Source organism: Pseudovibrio sp. M1P-2-3 (genome assembly GCF_031501865.1).
Classification (GTDB): domain Bacteria; phylum Pseudomonadota; class Alphaproteobacteria; order Rhizobiales; family Stappiaceae; genus Pseudovibrio; species Pseudovibrio corallicola.
Genome location: NZ_JARRCW010000001.1, coordinates 2079547 through 2095422, shown reverse-complemented (window position 1 = coordinate 2095422; position 15876 = coordinate 2079547). Strand labels below are relative to the sequence as shown.

11 protein-coding genes and 4 pseudogenes are annotated in these 15876 nt (G+C 50.1%); 4 read left to right on the top strand and 11 right to left on the bottom strand.

What is annotated here, in order from left to right; translation table 11 throughout:
- Positions 1-32 precede the first annotated feature (32 nt).
- Together P6574_RS09415 and P6574_RS09410 are read right to left on the bottom strand one after the other, a co-directional pair.
- Positions 33-1159, bottom strand: a protein-coding gene (locus P6574_RS09415; RefSeq protein WP_310619455.1) for an IS3 family transposase whose coding sequence is annotated in 2 segments (ribosomal slippage) — positions 33-895 and positions 895-1159 — 1128 coding nt in all. Because the reading frame shifts where the segments join, the coding sequence is not laid out codon by codon here.
- A gap of 240 nt (positions 1160-1399) precedes the next feature.
- A pseudogene (locus P6574_RS09410) lies at positions 1400-2425 on the bottom strand (IS110 family RNA-guided transposase).
- Positions 2426-2558: 133 nt separating this feature from the next.
- Between P6574_RS09410 and P6574_RS09405 the strand changes: the two are divergent.
- From P6574_RS09405 to P6574_RS09395, 3 genes and pseudogenes are all read left to right on the top strand, one after another.
- A pseudogene (locus P6574_RS09405) lies at positions 2559-3146 on the top strand (transposase); the annotation flags it as partial.
- 74 nt (positions 3147-3220) lie between these two features.
- Positions 3221-4284 (top strand): IS630 family transposase gene (locus P6574_RS09400; protein ID WP_310619047.1). Its coding sequence is split into 2 segments (ribosomal slippage): positions 3221-3704 and positions 3704-4284, totalling 1065 coding nucleotides; the frame shifts between segments, so codons are not numbered across the junction.
- Positions 4190-5213, top strand: a pseudogene (locus P6574_RS09395) (IS110 family RNA-guided transposase). The gene P6574_RS09400 and the pseudogene P6574_RS09395 overlap by 95 nt, the downstream one beginning before the upstream one ends.
- Before the next feature lie 68 nt (positions 5214-5281).
- On the opposite strand, the gene P6574_RS09390 reads toward P6574_RS09395, so the two are convergent.
- The 7 genes from P6574_RS09390 to P6574_RS09360 form a co-directional block, all read right to left on the bottom strand.
- Positions 5282-5494: a hypothetical protein gene (locus P6574_RS09390; protein ID WP_310620060.1), complete on the bottom strand. Its 213-nt coding sequence runs from the start codon at positions 5492-5494 to the stop codon at positions 5282-5284.
- Between the two features lie 39 nt (positions 5495-5533).
- Positions 5534-6757, bottom strand: a complete 1224-nt coding sequence (locus P6574_RS09385) for an NADH:flavin oxidoreductase/NADH oxidase family protein (RefSeq protein ID WP_310620059.1) — start codon at positions 6755-6757, stop codon at positions 5534-5536.
- 29 nt (positions 6758-6786) lie between these two features.
- The gene (locus tag P6574_RS09380) at positions 6787-8076 is read right to left on the bottom strand and encodes an NADH:flavin oxidoreductase (RefSeq protein ID WP_310620058.1); all 1290 of its coding nucleotides are present in this window, start codon (positions 8074-8076) and stop codon (positions 6787-6789) included.
- 13 nt (positions 8077-8089) lie between these two features.
- Positions 8090-8755 (bottom strand): hypothetical protein, encoded by a 666-nt coding sequence (locus P6574_RS09375; RefSeq protein ID WP_310620057.1) that lies wholly within the window; start codon positions 8753-8755, stop codon positions 8090-8092.
- A 22-nt stretch (positions 8756-8777) separates the two neighbouring features.
- Positions 8778-9863, bottom strand: coding sequence for an alpha/beta hydrolase (locus P6574_RS09370; RefSeq protein WP_310620056.1), 1086 nt, complete (start codon positions 9861-9863; stop codon positions 8778-8780).
- A 3-nt stretch (positions 9864-9866) separates the two neighbouring features.
- The gene (locus P6574_RS09365) at positions 9867-11348 is read right to left on the bottom strand and encodes a flavin-containing monooxygenase (RefSeq protein WP_310620055.1); all 1482 of its coding nucleotides are present in this window, start codon (positions 11346-11348) and stop codon (positions 9867-9869) included.
- Positions 11349-11547: 199 nt separating this feature from the next.
- The gene (locus P6574_RS09360) at positions 11548-12552 is read right to left on the bottom strand and encodes an AraC family transcriptional regulator (protein ID WP_310620054.1); all 1005 of its coding nucleotides are present in this window, start codon (positions 12550-12552) and stop codon (positions 11548-11550) included.
- Positions 12553-12805: 253 nt separating this feature from the next.
- Here P6574_RS09360 and P6574_RS09355 point away from each other — a divergent pair.
- Positions 12806-13715: pseudogene (locus tag P6574_RS09355) on the top strand (IS3 family transposase); the annotation flags it as partial.
- On the opposite strand, the gene P6574_RS09350 reads toward P6574_RS09355, so the two are convergent.
- Positions 13708-14091 (bottom strand): hypothetical protein, encoded by a 384-nt coding sequence (locus P6574_RS09350; RefSeq protein WP_310620053.1) that lies wholly within the window; start codon positions 14089-14091, stop codon positions 13708-13710. The pseudogene P6574_RS09355 and the gene P6574_RS09350 overlap by 8 nt on opposite strands.
- Positions 14092-14250: 159 nt before the next feature.
- Positions 14251-15870 (bottom strand): Hint domain-containing protein, encoded by a 1620-nt coding sequence (locus P6574_RS09345; RefSeq protein WP_310620052.1) that lies wholly within the window; start codon positions 15868-15870, stop codon positions 14251-14253.
- Positions 15871-15876: the final 6 nt, after the last annotated feature.

The following is a 15876-nucleotide window of genomic DNA, read 5'->3' as shown; positions in this document are numbered from 1 at the left end:
AGCAGCCCCGTTTGAGTGGTCCGCTTTGAAAGTTAGTGCATGGTTGGCCTTTGGTCTATCGGAATAATGACTTCCGGAACTGGAGGGCGGTAGCCCAGAGCACTATGCGGTCGTTTGGTATTGTAGTGTTTCCTCCAGCGTTCTATGATTATTTGAGCTTCATGTAGCGAGTAGAAGATTTCTCCATTCAATAATTCATCACGCATTCGCCCATTGAAACTTTCGCAATATCCGTTTTCCCAAGGCGATCCTGGCTCAATGTAGGCTGTTTGGGCTCCGACGGATTTGATCCACTTTTGAACCGCCTCCGCCACGAACTCCGGGCCGTTATCTGAACGAATATAGGCAGGTATGCCGCGCAGGATAAACAGGTCCGTCAGCGCATCGATGACTTCGCTCGCATTCAGCTTTCGCTTCACCCGAATAGCAAGGCATTCACGCGTATACTCATCCAAAATATTCAACGTTCTGAATGCCCTGCCATCATCAGTGCGATGATGGACAAAGTCATAGGACCACACGTGATTGCGATACTGTGGCCGGAGACGTATGCAAGACCCATCATTGAGCCAGAGCCGCCCCTTTTTTGGTTGCTTCATGGGAACTTTCAGCCCCTCTCGTCGCCACAGACGTTCAACACGTTTATCGTTCACTTGCCATCCAGCCTCTCGGAGCAAAGCGGCAATGCGACGGTAACCGTAACGGCCATATTGGCGTGCCAGCTCAATCATATCTGCAACCAGCTGATCTTCATCCGCTCGCCCTTTGGGGAAGCGACGCTGTGTGGAGCGATGCTGACCAAGAACACGACAAACACGCCGCTCGGAAACCTTCACCTGACTGCGTATATGGTTAATGCAGGCTCTGCGACGAGCAGGGCTCAGAAGTTTCCCTTTGCAGCCTCCGTAAGGATCAGCTTGTCCAGTGTCAGATCCGAGACCGCACGGCGCAAACGTTCATTTTCTTTCTGCAGCCGCTTCAGTTCCTTGAGTTGCTCCGTACCCATTCCGCCATACTGCTTCTTCCAACGGTAATAGGTTTGCTCGGTAACGCCGATCTGGCGGATCGCATCCATGCGCGCCATTCCTTGCCCCGTCAGGACTTCAACTTGCCGCAGTTTAACGACAATCTCTTCTGGTTTGGGTCTCTTGATTCCCATATCGAGTCCTCCGTTTTCCTAATCATAAACGTGGACCACTTCTTTGGGGGAGGCTCACCTCGTTGTGCGGCGCTGCATTTGCCGCGGGCCGGTATGGAGATACGCAACTTGGCTCCAATACACATTTGCGGGCTTTTTGCCCGGTGCGAAAGACTGGTTATGCCAAGTCGGATCTAGTCGATCGTTTACCCTTACTGCTCAAAGCCCTCCTCACATCCCGACGGACCTGTCCTGAAGCACCTATTTAGCCGGGGACAGGTTTCGGTAGTCTTCATCTTTGACCAACATAGCCCACAATCTACGAGCCATTTTGTTTGCAAGCGCGATAGCCACCACCATACTTGGTTTTCTTTCAAGCATTCTTCCAAGCCATAAGCTTTCTGGCCTCCCCGTCCGCCGGGCAGCACCAATGAGTGCCATAGCTCCGATGATCAAAAGCCTTCGGATATCGCGCTGGCCCATTTTCGAGGTTCGGCCCAAGATCTGCCTTCCCCCTGTTGAATATTGTTTTGGCACAAGCCCCAGCCATGCGGCAAAGTCCCGCCCTCGGCGGAACGTGCTCATTGATGGGGCAAATGCTGTAACCGCCATGGCCGTTATCGGCCCTATTCCGGGCATGGTTTGCAATCTTTGCGCAGCCTTGTCCTGGTTCGCTTCTATTCGAAGCTGCTTTTCCAGGGACTGGATCCGGTTTGTGAGCAGTGCAATTTGCTCCAGGTAGATCTGACCGAGTTGAAGCACCACAGGAGGCAGGTCACTGTTCGGAGCATTCAAAGCCTCAGCCAGTTTCTTAACGTGTATCGCCTTTCTTGGTGCGAGGCAGCCAAACTCAGCCAAATGAGCTCTCAAGGCGTTGATCAACTGAGTACGTTGACGTACAAAAAGATCGCGGCTACGGAATAACACGGCGCGACTTTGCTGATCCTTTGATTTTATCGGAACCGTACGCATTGTGGGGCGCGACGCTGCTTCCGCAATGGCTTCCGCGTCAGCTGCATCGTTTTTTTAACGTTTTACAAATGGTTTCACATAGATTGGGGGAATCAATTTAACATCATGCCCCAGAGCGCGAATTTCTCGCCCCCAACTATGGGCAGTAGCGCAAGCTTCCATTGCCACAACACAAGGTTCTTGTTTGGCAAAGAACGGTAACATCTGCCCGCGTGACAATTTCCGTCGAAATAAAACCTTGCCGTCTGGTGCCGCACCATGAGCTTGAAAACTGTGCTTTGCCAAATCTAAACCTATAATGCTAACCTCTGCCATGGATGTCCCTTCCCAATCTTCGATTGCTTCAATCGTAAATATGGCACATTGCGATGCCGCCGGGTGGGGCATCCACTCCATCACATTTGCTGTTGAGTTCGGTTCCACTCACACTGGATGAGGGGATCAGATTATGGACGAGACCGATAAGCAGAAGGAATTGAACAACGTCATCCGCATTGATGAGGCCCGGATCAAGGATCATCTTGGCGAGATGGTACGCGGCACGGTTGAAGAGGCCTTGAATGCGATGCTGGATGCCGAAGCCGACCGATTGTGTGGGGCTGGACGCGATGAACGCTCTGAAGGGCGTCAGGATACGCGTGCTGGTAGTTATGAGCGTTCCCTGCGCACCAAGGCTGGTCCGGTTAAGCTGAAGATGCCAAAGCTGCGTAAGCAAGCCTTTGAGACGGCGATCATCGAGCGTTACCAGCGCCGGGAAAGCTCGGTTGAGGAAGCGCTTATCGAGATGTATCTGGCGGGTGTTTCGGTGCGCCGTGTGGAAGACATAACCGAGGCCCTGTGGGGGACGCGAGTCTCACCAGGTACAGTTTCCAATCTCAATAAGAAGATCTACGCCAAGATCGAACAATGGTGCCAGCGCCCCATCGAGGGGGATCATCCCTATCTGTATTTGGACGGCATTGTAATGAAGCGCACCTGGGCTGGGGAGGTTCGCAATGTTTCATTGCTGGTGGCTTCTGCGGTTAATTCCAACGGCACCTGTTTTTGACTCGGGATGAGGATTCCCAAATCACTTGAATTGTGATTCAACATTGGGAAAGGAGATTCCCAATGTCAGCGATCCCATTGCGCCGAGACTATGATGCTTCTTCGTTACGAACTCTTGCTTGTCAAAGTAAGGATGTCAGGCAGAGCCGCCGCCTTCTTGCTCTTGCTGCTGTTTATGATGGGTTGTCGCGCTTGGAGGCGGCACGCATGGGCGGCATGGACCGCCAAACACTGCGAGACTGGGTGCATCGGTTTAACGCAGAAGGGCCGCACGGCCTGTACAATCGTAAGAGCCCGGGCCGTGTCCGGTGGTTAAATAAAGAGCAAATGGCTGAATTTGCAGATCTGGTTGAGGCTGGGCCTGATTTACAACAACACGGCGTAATTCGCTGGCGTCGGCGGGATCTGCAAGGTGTGATCGAGCAGAAGTTTGGGGTCAGCTATAGCGAAAGGGCTATTTCAAGCCTCCTCAGAGTTCTGGGATTTTCTCGGGTCAGCGTTCGGCCACAGCACCCGGCACAGGACGAGCAAGTTATGGAGACATATAAAAAAACTTCCATGCCCGGCTTAAAGAAATAAAAGCGCGCTTGCCCTCACAAACATCCATGGAAATCTGGTGGCAGGACGAAGCCCGCATTGGTCAAAAAAATGGGCTCACCAGAAGGTGGGCAAAAAAAGGAACGAGACCACGGGCTCCCAGCGACGGGCGCTATCAATCAACTTATGTATTCGGGGCCATCTGCCCCGCCCACGGCAAAGGGGCAGCACTTGTTTTGCCCAAAGCCAATACCAATTCCATGCAGCTTCACCTTAAAGAAATCAGCCGAACCGTCGCCAAAGGGGCGCACGCAGTGGTCCTGATGGATCAAGCGGGTTGGCATACAACGGCAAAACTGAAGTTGCCTGATAATATAACCATCTTGCTGCTCCCACCCCGTTCTCCGGAGCTCAACCCGGTTGAAAATGTTTGGCAGTACTTACGGCAAAACTGGCTCTCTAACCGAACCTTTCAAGACTACCAGGAAATTGTCGATGCCGCCTGTTCCGCTTGGAATAAGCTTATTCAACAACCCCACACAATCACATCAATCGGTAGACGAAATTGGGCGCATACAGGTCAATTATAAGTGCCGTTGGTATTATAGAGTTTTTTGCGGGTATCGAGCCCTGCCTCGTTGGCATGGAGGCTTGCAGCAGCGCGCATTACTGGGCTCGTGAATTGCAAGCATTGGGCCATGAGGTGAAGCTGGTTCCACCGCAATATGTCAAACCGTTTGTAAAGAGCCAGAAGAACGATGCGGCTGATGCGGAAGCAATCGCCGAAGCGGTTCAGCGCCCGACTATGCGTTTTGCAGCAATAAAAAGCGCGGAACAGCAATCTCTTCTAGTCCTGCATCGCACTCGCGAACTTCTGGTACGCCAGAAGACAATGTTGATCAATGCAATCCGCGGCCATTGCGGCGAGTTCGGCCTCGTGGTAGGCGCTGGCGCAGCAAAGGTTAGCGAACTTATCATAGTCATCAAAGACTCGGAAGACACTCGTCTGCCAGCCCTAGCACGTAAAGCCCTGAATTTTTTGGCAGAGCAGTTGAAAGAAAAGCAAACACAGATCAAGGCGCTGGAAAGAAAGCTTAACGAGTGGCACACCGACAATGAAGACAGCAAACGGCTGGAGACGATTCCCGGAGTTGGCGTCATCACTGCGACCGCGTTGGTTGCAACAATCGGCGATGTTACCCAGTTCCGCAGTGCCCGCCAGCTTGCCGCATGGCTCGGCTTGGTGCCTAAACAGTACTCGAGCGGCGGTAAGGAAAAATTAGGAAGAATATCGAAACGCGGTGACGGCTATCTGCGCAAGCTTCTGGTTCACGGGGCAAGGGCAAGTTTGGGCTGGTCCCGGCGAAAACAGGACGGTTTGTCCCAGTGGCAAAAGGCATTGCTTGAACGGCGCCCGACCAACGTAGTCCTGGTTGCCATGGCCAATAAAATGGCGCGCACCGTCTGGGCCCTGCTCAGCAAGTCGCAAACATATCGGTACAACTCAGTGGAAGTATAAAGCGTCGTACTAAAACCAATTGCGAGGGTGATCGTGATGTGATGGCAAAACAGGGTAACCGGGACCAACTAACCCCGTGGCATTGTCGGAGCTTCGAGCTCGCCAACTTGATTGGGTGTTGGTCTACGAATTCCATCAGGGCCAGCGGAATAGACCGCGCAAACAGGCCGGATAGATGACTGAAAACCTACATTGCTAAAACTCATAAAACGCTTGCAATCCGGGGCGTGTTCATAGATGGCAATGCCCATCAAACGGGTATAGCTGTTTGGAACGTTCATCTAGACTGCATACCTGAAAATCTAATCTCAAACAGCCACTCAAGCCCTTCGTTTTTTGAACGCATAAAGGCCAAGATTGGAAAGAACCATCAGGGTTGAGCGCCATTCACTTAAGGCCGGGCTTGGTGGTTTGCCCTGCCCTATCCTAGCAAGCTGTGCTTCGTACCATGTCATATTGAGCAGGACCATTTTATCCAGAGTGCGAATGCCTGTTGTAAGCTTGCGAAGGGAGATTTTATAGTTGCTATCGCTAAGCGCTTTGTTGGGAAGATCTGGGTCAATCGACATTGGGCGAGCCATTCCGATTAAATCAGTTGCGTTAGACGTTAAGGCCTCATTCATGCCTTGAACTGAGCGAAAGCCACCTGTGACAACCAGACATGTATCCGTGTGTTTCCTCGCTTTTTCCGCAAACTCAAGAAAATAGGCTTCCCGTTTGATGGTACTGTCCTTTTGCTCTACGCCGTCTGCCATTGCTGTGTTTTCATAGGAACCGCCGGAGACTTCAATCAGGTCCACACCAACTTCGCCAAAATGCTTGATAACAAAAAGCGAGTCTTCTTCGGAAAAGCCACCAGAGCTGAAATCAGCCGAATTAAGTTTGACGCCAACTGGAAATTGCGGTCCGACAACCTTCCGAATTTCCTCATAAACTTCCAAGAGAAACCGCATCCGATTTTCAATTGATCCGCCCCATTGATCCTCTCTGCGATTATGGCGCGGAGATAGAAACTGATTGATGAGATATCCGTGGGCGGCGTGGATCTGTATGCCTTGAAACCCAGCGTTTTTAGCCAGTTGCGCACTCTTTGCGAACTGATCGATGACTTCATATATTTCGGTTTCCTGCAATGCTCGGGGTGGCGCGAAGTTTGCCCTTAAGGCTCCTTTAAACGGAATTGCAGAAGGGGCCACTGGCTTTGAGTTTATGAAATTAGGAACCTGCTTACCCGGATGATTGAGCTGCACCCAAACTTGGGTATTGTTGCCCGCGCCCGCCTTGGCCCACTCCTTGAATTTTTTCAGATCACTATGACTATCAAGAACCACGTTTTTGGGTTCTCCCAGCTGCCGCCTGTCAACCATTATGTTGCCGGTGACGACGAGAGCGGCGCCTCCCTTGGCCCATGCCCTGTAAAGGTTTGTGATTTCTGACGTGGGATTATGAGCGCGATCCGCAAGTTGCTCGCTCATTGCAGCTTTGAAAAAGCGATTTTTGAGAGTGGTTCCGTTAGATAGGTTATAGGGTGTGCCAACGGTCATACGTTTATCTTAACCTCAGTTGATTGGGCTCAAGTTTGTTTTCGGTTTTTATGGGCGTAGCTGGCAATCATTTTTTGCCTTTGGATTGCGACTTCAAGATGGAAGCACGTGAGTGGTTTTACACCGGCTAAGGCAAGGCATTTATTGCAGTATTGGCATTGCGGGCCTTTGATACCATCCTGTAAATTTCTATAGAGATAGGGGTCTGCCACAAGCGCGCGGGCGACCGAGATCATGTCGCTATCTCCCCGCTGCAAAGACGCCTCCATGGCGTCTTTTTGTATGAAGCCTCCAACGCAGATAACCGGAATTTTGAGGGCTGCTTTAAACTGGCGGGCATAATTTGCGTTAAAGCCCTCAGAGTAAACCGATATTTTATTAAACAGGCTGTCTATCACTGGGGCAACAAGCCACATACCCCAGCGGCGCGGCCATGAAAAATTGGCTCCCACACCTTTGGATGTGAGAAGCTTCGTGAAGCCTTGCCATCTTGCCCTTGAGAAGGTTGTTCCCGATTCATAGTGGCCTGTGGTGATCTCAACAGCGTCAATTCCCTCCCCCTCCATATTCTGTGCCACTTTTACCAGCTCAGACGTCCCTAGTCCTTTTCTAAAGGGTAATTCATCGGAGCCGTTGAGTTTCAAAATGAGAGGATAGTCAGGACCGACACGTTTTCTAACTGCCCGGTAGGTTTCAACGAGCAGGCGCATGCGGTTTTCAAAGGAGCCACCATATTGGTCTTTTCGCCGATTGGTATGAGGAGTTAAAAACGCGCTGATGAGATAACCATGAGAGGCATGAATTTGAACCCCGTCAATGCCCGCTTTTTTGCAGCGTTCAGCTGCAAGTGCATATTCCTGAATTGTCTCCTGAATTTCAGCAATGCTCATGGCGCGTGGTTTCACGCCTAAGGTGGGTTCCCTAACGCTCGAGGGCCCTTGTGCGTCTTTTCTGCCAACGGGCTCAGGGAGAGCCTGACGGGATGTATGATAGATCTGAATGAAAATTTTTGATTGATGCCGATGAACCGCTTGCGCCAGCTTTTTCAAGCCAGGGATTTTATCATCTGCATCCACACTGATCTGGTAGGGAACACCACGGGCGTATCGGTTATAACTGGAAGCACCGGAGATAATAAGAGGCGTTCCCCCACGGGCGATTTCCTCATAAAACTCAATGAGCTGATCAGTTATAAAACCATCTTCTGTGCACCGCGTTTCAACTGTTGCCGATTTCGCCAGCCTGCCAGAAAGCTCCACCCCCCCAATTTTTATGCTCTGAAATAATAGGTTTTCACTCGTAGTCGCGGCTCTTGTCATCTGTCGCTTCCCCTCAAATGCCTTTTCCCAGCGGATGCTCACGTTTTCTCTTTTCAACGAGAGGCCGCAATTCACCGGATATTCCACAGATCTGAGAGGCCGTTTTGGGGCGGTATCCTGCGAGAAAAAGGAGCTCCATAATGGGATAGAGTGGTAAAATTATAAAGTATGTGGGGTTAAGGGTGGCAAACATTTCTCCAATGTTTTCATCTTCATCGCCAATACCCTCTTCATAAACCTTATGCCCAATACCCACCTGTATCCAAAGAGCTGCGAGAAAAACAACCAAGCCAATGATGAACATCAGAAATAGGGAACCATCGACAGCCTGATAGATCCAATGGCACAAAGGATAAAGAAGAATGACTGGGGCGATTGCCAGCACTGCCACAATCACATCCACCAAAAGGTATGCCGCAAAAGTTAGGCTAAGCAGCAGGAGTGCAAGTGATACAGAGCCCCCAAAATAATCACCCACTGGAATAAAAATACCGTAGATGCACAGGAGTACACCCAGAGAATTGAAGGGCGGCATGACAATATGCAGGAAATTGTTCATGGGGGTTTGATGGAACGCCAAATGTATCCCCATTCGGTGCTTCCATGCGAAAATACCAGCTGGGCAACGTTTAAGCGAAATGAGCTGAAAAATATCTGCTATATTTTTGTAGCCTTGCATGTTTCCCCCAAAGCTATGAGATTTACGCCGTTGCCTTGCTGTAGTTTTGCTTAACAGCCACTTGTGCTGAGGCACCGAGCTGCGAGTAACAGAGGCGCTTCCAACGTCTGGCCACTTCTAGCAGGGCTTTTTCAGAGGCCCGATGGACCGCAACCATATTGCCAAAGCCATGCACAAGGCGCTCAAAGCATAAATAGTCTACCTGAACGCCTGCGCGCACCAGCTTCGTGGCATAGGCTTCCCCTTCATCATGGAGAATATCAAACCCGGCCGTTGCAATCAGTGCGGGGGCAAACTCAGGTGATATATCCCCCAATAGCGGGGAAACCTGTGGGTCGTGCATACCTGTAAGTCCTCCGCTGAGATAGTACCTTTGGAAGGCTTTGCGATCTTCTAAATCCAGAAAGTATGCGTCACCATATTGTGTGTGTGAGGGCCTGACAGTCTCCCCATCTGTTCCGGGGTAAACGAGAAGCTGCGCAAGGGGCGGCCCGTATTGAGATGGGTCTTGTGCTGCAACTGTTGCCAAATTTCCGCCAGCGCTATCCCCCGCCAAGGCGATTGCGGAAGGCGACACGCCAAAGCTCTTGGCGTTTTTTTGTGCCCAGTGAAATGCTTCTATTGCGTCTTGCAGAGCTGCTGGGAAAGGGTGCTCTGGGGCCAGACGATATTCTACCGAAAGAACCTGAGTGCCGGATTCTCTACAGAGCAATCGGCAAAGGTCGTCGTGGGTATCAAGGTCGCCGAAAATATACCCACCGCCGTGAAAATATACGGTTAAAGCTGGCAGGCTCCCTTTACCCTTAGGGATATAAAGACGCGCATTTAAGAGCCTATCAGACAAGTCTATCTGAACATTCCTGACCTCTTGAACTTCATAGGACACCTGCAGAGGCAGTAGGTTATCCCGTATTTTTTTGCGTAATTGCTTAGGGTTATTACTATTCATTAAAGTGGTTTGCGAACCTCGTTGAACTTTACGAACCACATTCAACAGGGGTGACAGGTGATAACCGCGCCGGTTGCGGGGCAACCCAAGCAGCCAACTTGGCATGGCTTCAAGGACACGGTCCAGAGAGCGGGCGGCAGATCGTTTAGTATTGCTCATGGTTTACGCCACCTCATTTAGTTTTGCGGGGCCCGCCAGATCGCGCAATTCATACTCTTTGGGGCGTATTTTTCTCACTCTGCTGCGGAATGCGAAGGTGAAGCTTGGCCACAGACTCGTATTTTTTCCATCATCATCAAGATACCAGCTTTGACAGCCTCCGGATGTCCAGACGGTCCCCTTTGATTTTTTCTGAATCCATGTTTGGAAAGCTTCCTGAGCTTGTAAGCGCGGCTCAATAATCGGCTTTTCCTTCTTCAGTGCATGCAAAATACAGCTGATTGCGTGTTCTGCCTGAATTTCCAAAATGAAGACACCAGATGTGTGGCCCAGCCCTGTATTGGGGCCATGCAGCAGGAAGAAATTGGGAAAGTTGACCATTGAGGTTCCAACGAGAGACTGCGGATCATCCCCCCAAGTATCCGCAAGTGTTCGCCCGTCCTTGCCGTAGATGATATGTGTAAACGGCATGTCCTGTGTCATAAAACCGGTACTGAGAATAATGGAATCCACTTCCCTGCTCACGCCATCACTCCCAACAATAGCGTCCTTTGTGATTGAGCGAACACCTGAGGTGGTCACTTCAACATTTTCGTTGCCAATAGCAGGATAATAGGTGTTGGACAGCAAAACGCGCTTGCAGCCAATTGTGTAGTTGGGCGTCAATTTCTTCCGAAGTTCCACGTTTGGCACAGACGCCTTTAAGTGATTTAGAGCTTGCCTCTCAGGCTTTTTCATCAGGCGCGGGAACATAAAGCCCAGAACATTAAATTCCCTTGTGAAATAAAGACGCGCTCTCTCAAGTCGCATTCTCCATTTCTGGCTAGCATAACGCTGTTGCTGTTCGTTCGGAATAGGCTCGTCGTAGCGAGGTAAAATCCACGGCGGTGTGCGCTGAAAGACCATCAGTTTCTCAACTTCGGGCTGAATGCAGGGAACAATCTGAATGGCTGAAGCGCCAGTACCAATAATTGCTACCCGTTTGCCCTTATAAGAGAAATCTTCTGTCCACTGTGCGGAGTGGGTGACCTCCCCCTCAAAGCTTTCTAGGCCCTTAATCTTTGGGATAGATGGATCACTCAAGTTACCAAAGGCACCAACAACAAACTGCGCGCGATATGTGGCCTGCGTAGTGACGATTTCCCACTCGCCACCTTCTTCATGCCACTTGAGTTTCATGACGTCCTCATTCAAACGAACTTTAGGCAACAGTCCCCACTTCTCAACGTTTTTACGCAGGTACGCGTATATCTCAGGTTGGCGCCCATAATCGTGTTCCCAGTTGGCATTAAGGTCAAAAGAAAACGAGTAGAGGTGGGACTGTACATCACACACAGCGCCCGGGTACGCATTGTCCCGCCATACGCCCCCAACATCTCCAGCGCGCTCCAAAATCAGGAAATCAGTTTCACCTTCATCCAATAGTTTCTTGGCAGTGGCAATTCCCCCGAAACCAGAGCCGATGATGATTATTTTCGATTTCATGATGTCTCCCCACATACAATCAACAGAGCACAAGCACCAACGCCTCCCCAATGGCGCTGGTACCCGCAAGTATCCCGTACTCCCCCCCGATCCGGCACTCAATATGAATTAGTATCAAAAGAATCACAGGTGTAAGAGGTCACGAATGGGCTCTTGGGAGGTCATTTTCGGACAGAAAGCCGTTTAGAAAAGCGCAGTATCAGATGGCCAACTCTGTTGCTGCCTGTTTTCGAAAGTCGCTGGGCGCTATTTGGGTCCATCTTTTGAATGCGCGGCGGAAGTTGCTGGTGTCTGAATAGCCTATTAGCCCGGCGATTTCCTCCATAGGCATTTTCGTGCACTGAAGGTATTCTTTCGCAAGCTGTTCACGAACGGAATCCAGAATTTGCTGGTAGCTTGTGCCATTGGACTGCAAGTGCCTACGCAAACTTCTGGAATGAATCTGTAGTTTATCAGCAATTATCTCTTCTGAGGGAAACTTGGAGGGATGGGCAATAAGTTCCCGTCGAACCTTCATCACAACACTCTCTGTAGTGCCATGGTCTTCTAGATGCTTGTCGCAGAGCTTGACAGCCATGGCCTCTGAAACTGGATTTCCCTGAAGCGTGGGGAGCCCTAAAACCTCCCTATCATAGATTATGGTATTTGTAGGTCTATTAAACTCTACAGGGCAACCAAACGTCTTTTTATAAAGCTGCCCATAACCGGGATCACTATAGGACAAAGACACTTTACTGGGGGGGAGCTTAATACCACTGATCAGGTGAAAGATGCGCAGCGTGGCGCTGAAGACTTCTTCGATGACAAAGGGAAGAATATCTCTTTCAGTCGCAATTGGCGTGGCGGTGAATAGAAGCTCATCACCATCTAAAGAAAACAGGATATCCGTCAGGGTCGCAGAAGCTCTAACATACTTAACGGCAAGCTCCATTGCCCGCCCAATATTGGGAGCGCAGCTCATTGCGTATCCCATCAGGCCGCAGGTGCCGATGTTTTCATGTTGACCAACATAAAGACCAAGGCCAGGTCGACGAGAGAGCCCTAATAGGTTGCGAATAAGAGTAAACGACTGCGGAAAACTGACAAGAGCATTGGGGGATAAGAGGTCCGCAGAATTAATTCCAGTACGCGCAAGTATATCTTGCCGCTTAACACCGTCGGACTCCATAAGCTGAATAATATGCGCCACCTTATTGGTAGGCATTGACCATAAATCTGATCGTAATGAACTTACACTTACCCCAGCCATAGCAATATATTAGCTTTACTAGATAAAATTGAAAGAAAATTATTTTCGACTGAACCTTGGAGTTGTGGGAGAGTAATAAACTCTCATACTGTCCTCCCCCCCCCCCAAAAAAAAAAGTAGCGGAAGTCTGATCATGGGGCAATCCCCCCGGAATTTGATCGAGTTTAAAAGTAGAGATATTGTTGGCTCATATTTTAGGACTTATTTTATAAAAACATCTCGTTTTAGCGATGTGCAGATCATTGCAATTTTGAAGCAAGGAGAAAGTGGTATTCCGGTTGCTCAGCAGTGCCGTGAACATGGTATGAGCCAGCCAGCTACTATAAATGGTGGGCAAAGTATGGTGGGTTGGATACATCGATGATTTCTACGGAAGACGAGTTGCGTCGGTTCAAGAAGATGTATGCGGAGCTTTCATTGCAAAATGAGCTTTTGAAGGAAGCTTCGGCAAAAAAGTACTGAAGCCATCTCAGTGCAAGGAGATGGCTATGCTTGCCGTTGAAGTCAAAGGGGTTTCCATTGCTCTGGCGTGTCGCACCTTTGGTGTGAGTGAGCGCTGTTACAGTTATCAGTGGCGCTTGATCGATGAGAACGCTGTCATAGCCGACTGGCTGCTATGCTTAACGACAGCCAATAGAACTTGGGGGGTCGGACTATGTTTTCCATATCTTCGCAATATCAAAGGCTATAGCAGGAACCATAAGCGTGTTTATCGCATTTACCGAGAGTTGGAGTTGAACCTACGGATCAGACCGCGCAAGCGGTTGAAGCGAGAAAAACCTGACGAGCTTGTGGTGCCATCCCGTCCCAATGATGTGTGGTCGATGGATTTCATGTCTGACCAGCTGGAAGATGGCAGGCGATTTCGAACGCTCACTATCCTTGATGACTTCAACCGGGAGGGATTGGCGATTGAAGTTGACTTCTCTTTGCCAGCGCTCAGAGTGGTGCGCACGCTGCAACAAGTGCTGGAATGGCGCGGCAAGCCTGCCGTGATACGTGTTGACAATGGCCCGGAAAACATCAATGAACCCTTGCTATCATGGGCCAGAGTGAAAGCGATAGAGATCCGGCATATCCAACCATGCACTAACTTTCAAAGCGGACCACTCAAACGGGGCTGCTCAGAACGACCTCAAACTCATCATCTAAAAAGTATATAAATTTACCGTTGCCCAAGTCTTCGATAAAAACTTGATCTTCCCCGAACATTGAGCGTAGCAGGTCTGCTTGCGCTTTTGTCAGGATGTGATCGCTCACATCACAATCATTGTGTACCCGCATACCACCTGCGATATAGGTATGCTTTCTTTCCACTTCGAAGTTAAAAGAAGCGTAATTACCGTCTTTGGTAAGATGGGTGCTTAGCGGCGCCCCGTTCTTTGAAACCCAACTAGGAGGAGTGAACTTCGAGGTGTTCTTGAACACCAGTTCCGGGGTAAAAACACGGGCCATAGCCCCTTGTATAACTGGCAGCTTACGGAAATGGGACATAACAATATCAATCTAATCAAACGTCAGGGGGTAGGGCACTGCTTCCTCAGATAAATTAGGAAAATCAGCGCCCCCATGGGGAGCAGTATCTGAGCTAAATCAATTACAGATTGTAGCGGTGCCGACACTGTCCCCTCTACGGACTGTAAAACGGAGCGTCTACGTGTGGGGTATTTGAAAGCTCAATGGAATATTGGGATTGCCAGCAGCGATCTCCTCAGTAGATCGTGTCACGATGGGCCGGCCCCTATGCGCACTCTCCAGCTTCGCAGTAGGGGGATCAATCTCCCATTTCCCTTCGGCATAGAGCTCGCTCAAGGTTGCCTGTGAACGCTGCAAAACATAGTCTTCCGGCTGTGGTAAATCCCCCTTAAACACCCAACGGAACGGCATAGCTTCTTCACTCTGGGGCAATTGTACCAGCCCCTCATTGGTTACAATACCGCCAGCAGCTTGCACCAGATCCAGAAGACTAACATCGTTGCCGTCATCCAGAATATAGCGGCTGCCTGTACGTACTTGCTTCATGTCCTGAACTTTTATAGTTCCATCGGCCTGTTGGGGGCCATTTACCACCCATAGCAACGCATCGCCTTCAGACCCCACTTGGCACCCTGTTGCGGCACGGATTAGCGTACCATTGGCACTCATCATCGCTCCGTCCGTTCGCAAAATATCAAGGATCGGCACATGGCGCGCCTTGAGCGGCCCGTCTGCGCAGTAAGTCAGGTGACCGGGGGTCACCATCAACCCAAAGACATCAAGAATATGTTTGGAGCTATTACGGAAAACATGGCGCACCTTGCCCGGCCCCAAGTTCCCGTTCTCGTCATAGGATTGAACCAGATCCCCAACAGCAATATCCTCAATCGGCTTTTCCTGCCCATCAGACATGAGAATGGGCGTACCGGATAGGAAGCAGAGCCCCCCGGTTTTGAAGAATTCACCTCTATTATTATAGCCATAGAAACTATATGCCGCTGAATATGGACCTTCCCCGTCAAACCACGGGTCCTCTGTTCGGAGGACACCGTGTTCTTGCAATATTCCCTCGGCAACTTCCCCTTCGAGTGGGCGTCCATTCCCATCGGTCACGTAAGATTTGACACGAATGGCACCATTGTATTGTTGGCCAGAATAAACCTTAAGCTCTTGAACCAAGATATAGTCGGTCCCAGAAATAGCTTCTCTATAGAGGAAATCTGTATCTATAAACGTGCCACCATGAGGCTGGTTAATCTCTGAATAGATAAAGTCGTGAGCGAGAGAAAGGCTATTAAATTCTTGCCTGTCAATTGGCCCAAAATAGTATACGGACCGAGCGCCAACCGTGACACTCGCCGTATATCCCATCGCAAGATTAGCCCCGGCTGACTGGCTCATCCCTGAGAAGTAGAGCACATTGCTGTCATTACCAAATATGTTAATTGAAAATCCTGCGGTTACGCCCGCATTGAGCTGCCCACCCCAAGACCAGCCGCCCAATGAGGCAGGATCACCGGTAAAGCCAAAGAAACCTGCACTCCCGTCTACCACTCCGGGTGAAACTCCTGCCCCAATGGTAGCCCCCACATAAAATGCTGTAACAATCTCATTGGTTTTTGTGTCTACGCCGCGAAAATAAACGCCTTCAACTCCTGGGCCAACATTGGCGTTTGGGATAAAATCTACCCCCGCCGATAATTCGCCATAATACCCAACAATCCTGTTTTTAGTTAGGTCAATTTTTCCATCCAGCCCCTCAATAATTTCGTCGGGTTCTAGCTCCCAAAATCCCATTTTATG

Coding starts and splice junctions, on each gene's coding strand:
- P6574_RS09390 (WP_310620060.1), bottom strand. CDS start 5,494: ATGAACGTTCCAAACAGCTATACCCGTTTGATGGGCATTGCCATCTAT.
- P6574_RS09385 (WP_310620059.1), bottom strand. CDS start 6,757: ATGACCGTTGGCACACCCTATAACCTATCTAACGGAACCACTCTCAAA.
- P6574_RS09380 (WP_310620058.1), bottom strand. CDS start 8,076: ATGACAAGAGCCGCGACTACGAGTGAAAACCTATTATTTCAGAGCATA.
- P6574_RS09375 (WP_310620057.1), bottom strand. CDS start 8,755: ATGCAAGGCTACAAAAATATAGCAGATATTTTTCAGCTCATTTCGCTT.
- P6574_RS09370 (WP_310620056.1), bottom strand. CDS start 9,863: ATGAGCAATACTAAACGATCTGCCGCCCGCTCTCTGGACCGTGTCCTT.
- P6574_RS09365 (WP_310620055.1), bottom strand. CDS start 11,348: ATGAAATCGAAAATAATCATCATCGGCTCTGGTTTCGGGGGAATTGCC.
- P6574_RS09360 (WP_310620054.1), bottom strand. CDS start 12,552: ATGCCTACCAATAAGGTGGCGCATATTATTCAGCTTATGGAGTCCGAC.
- P6574_RS09350 (WP_310620053.1), bottom strand. CDS start 14,091: ATGTCCCATTTCCGTAAGCTGCCAGTTATACAAGGGGCTATGGCCCGT.
- P6574_RS09345 (WP_310620052.1), bottom strand. CDS start 15,870: ATGGGATTTTGGGAGCTAGAACCCGACGAAATTATTGAGGGGCTGGAT.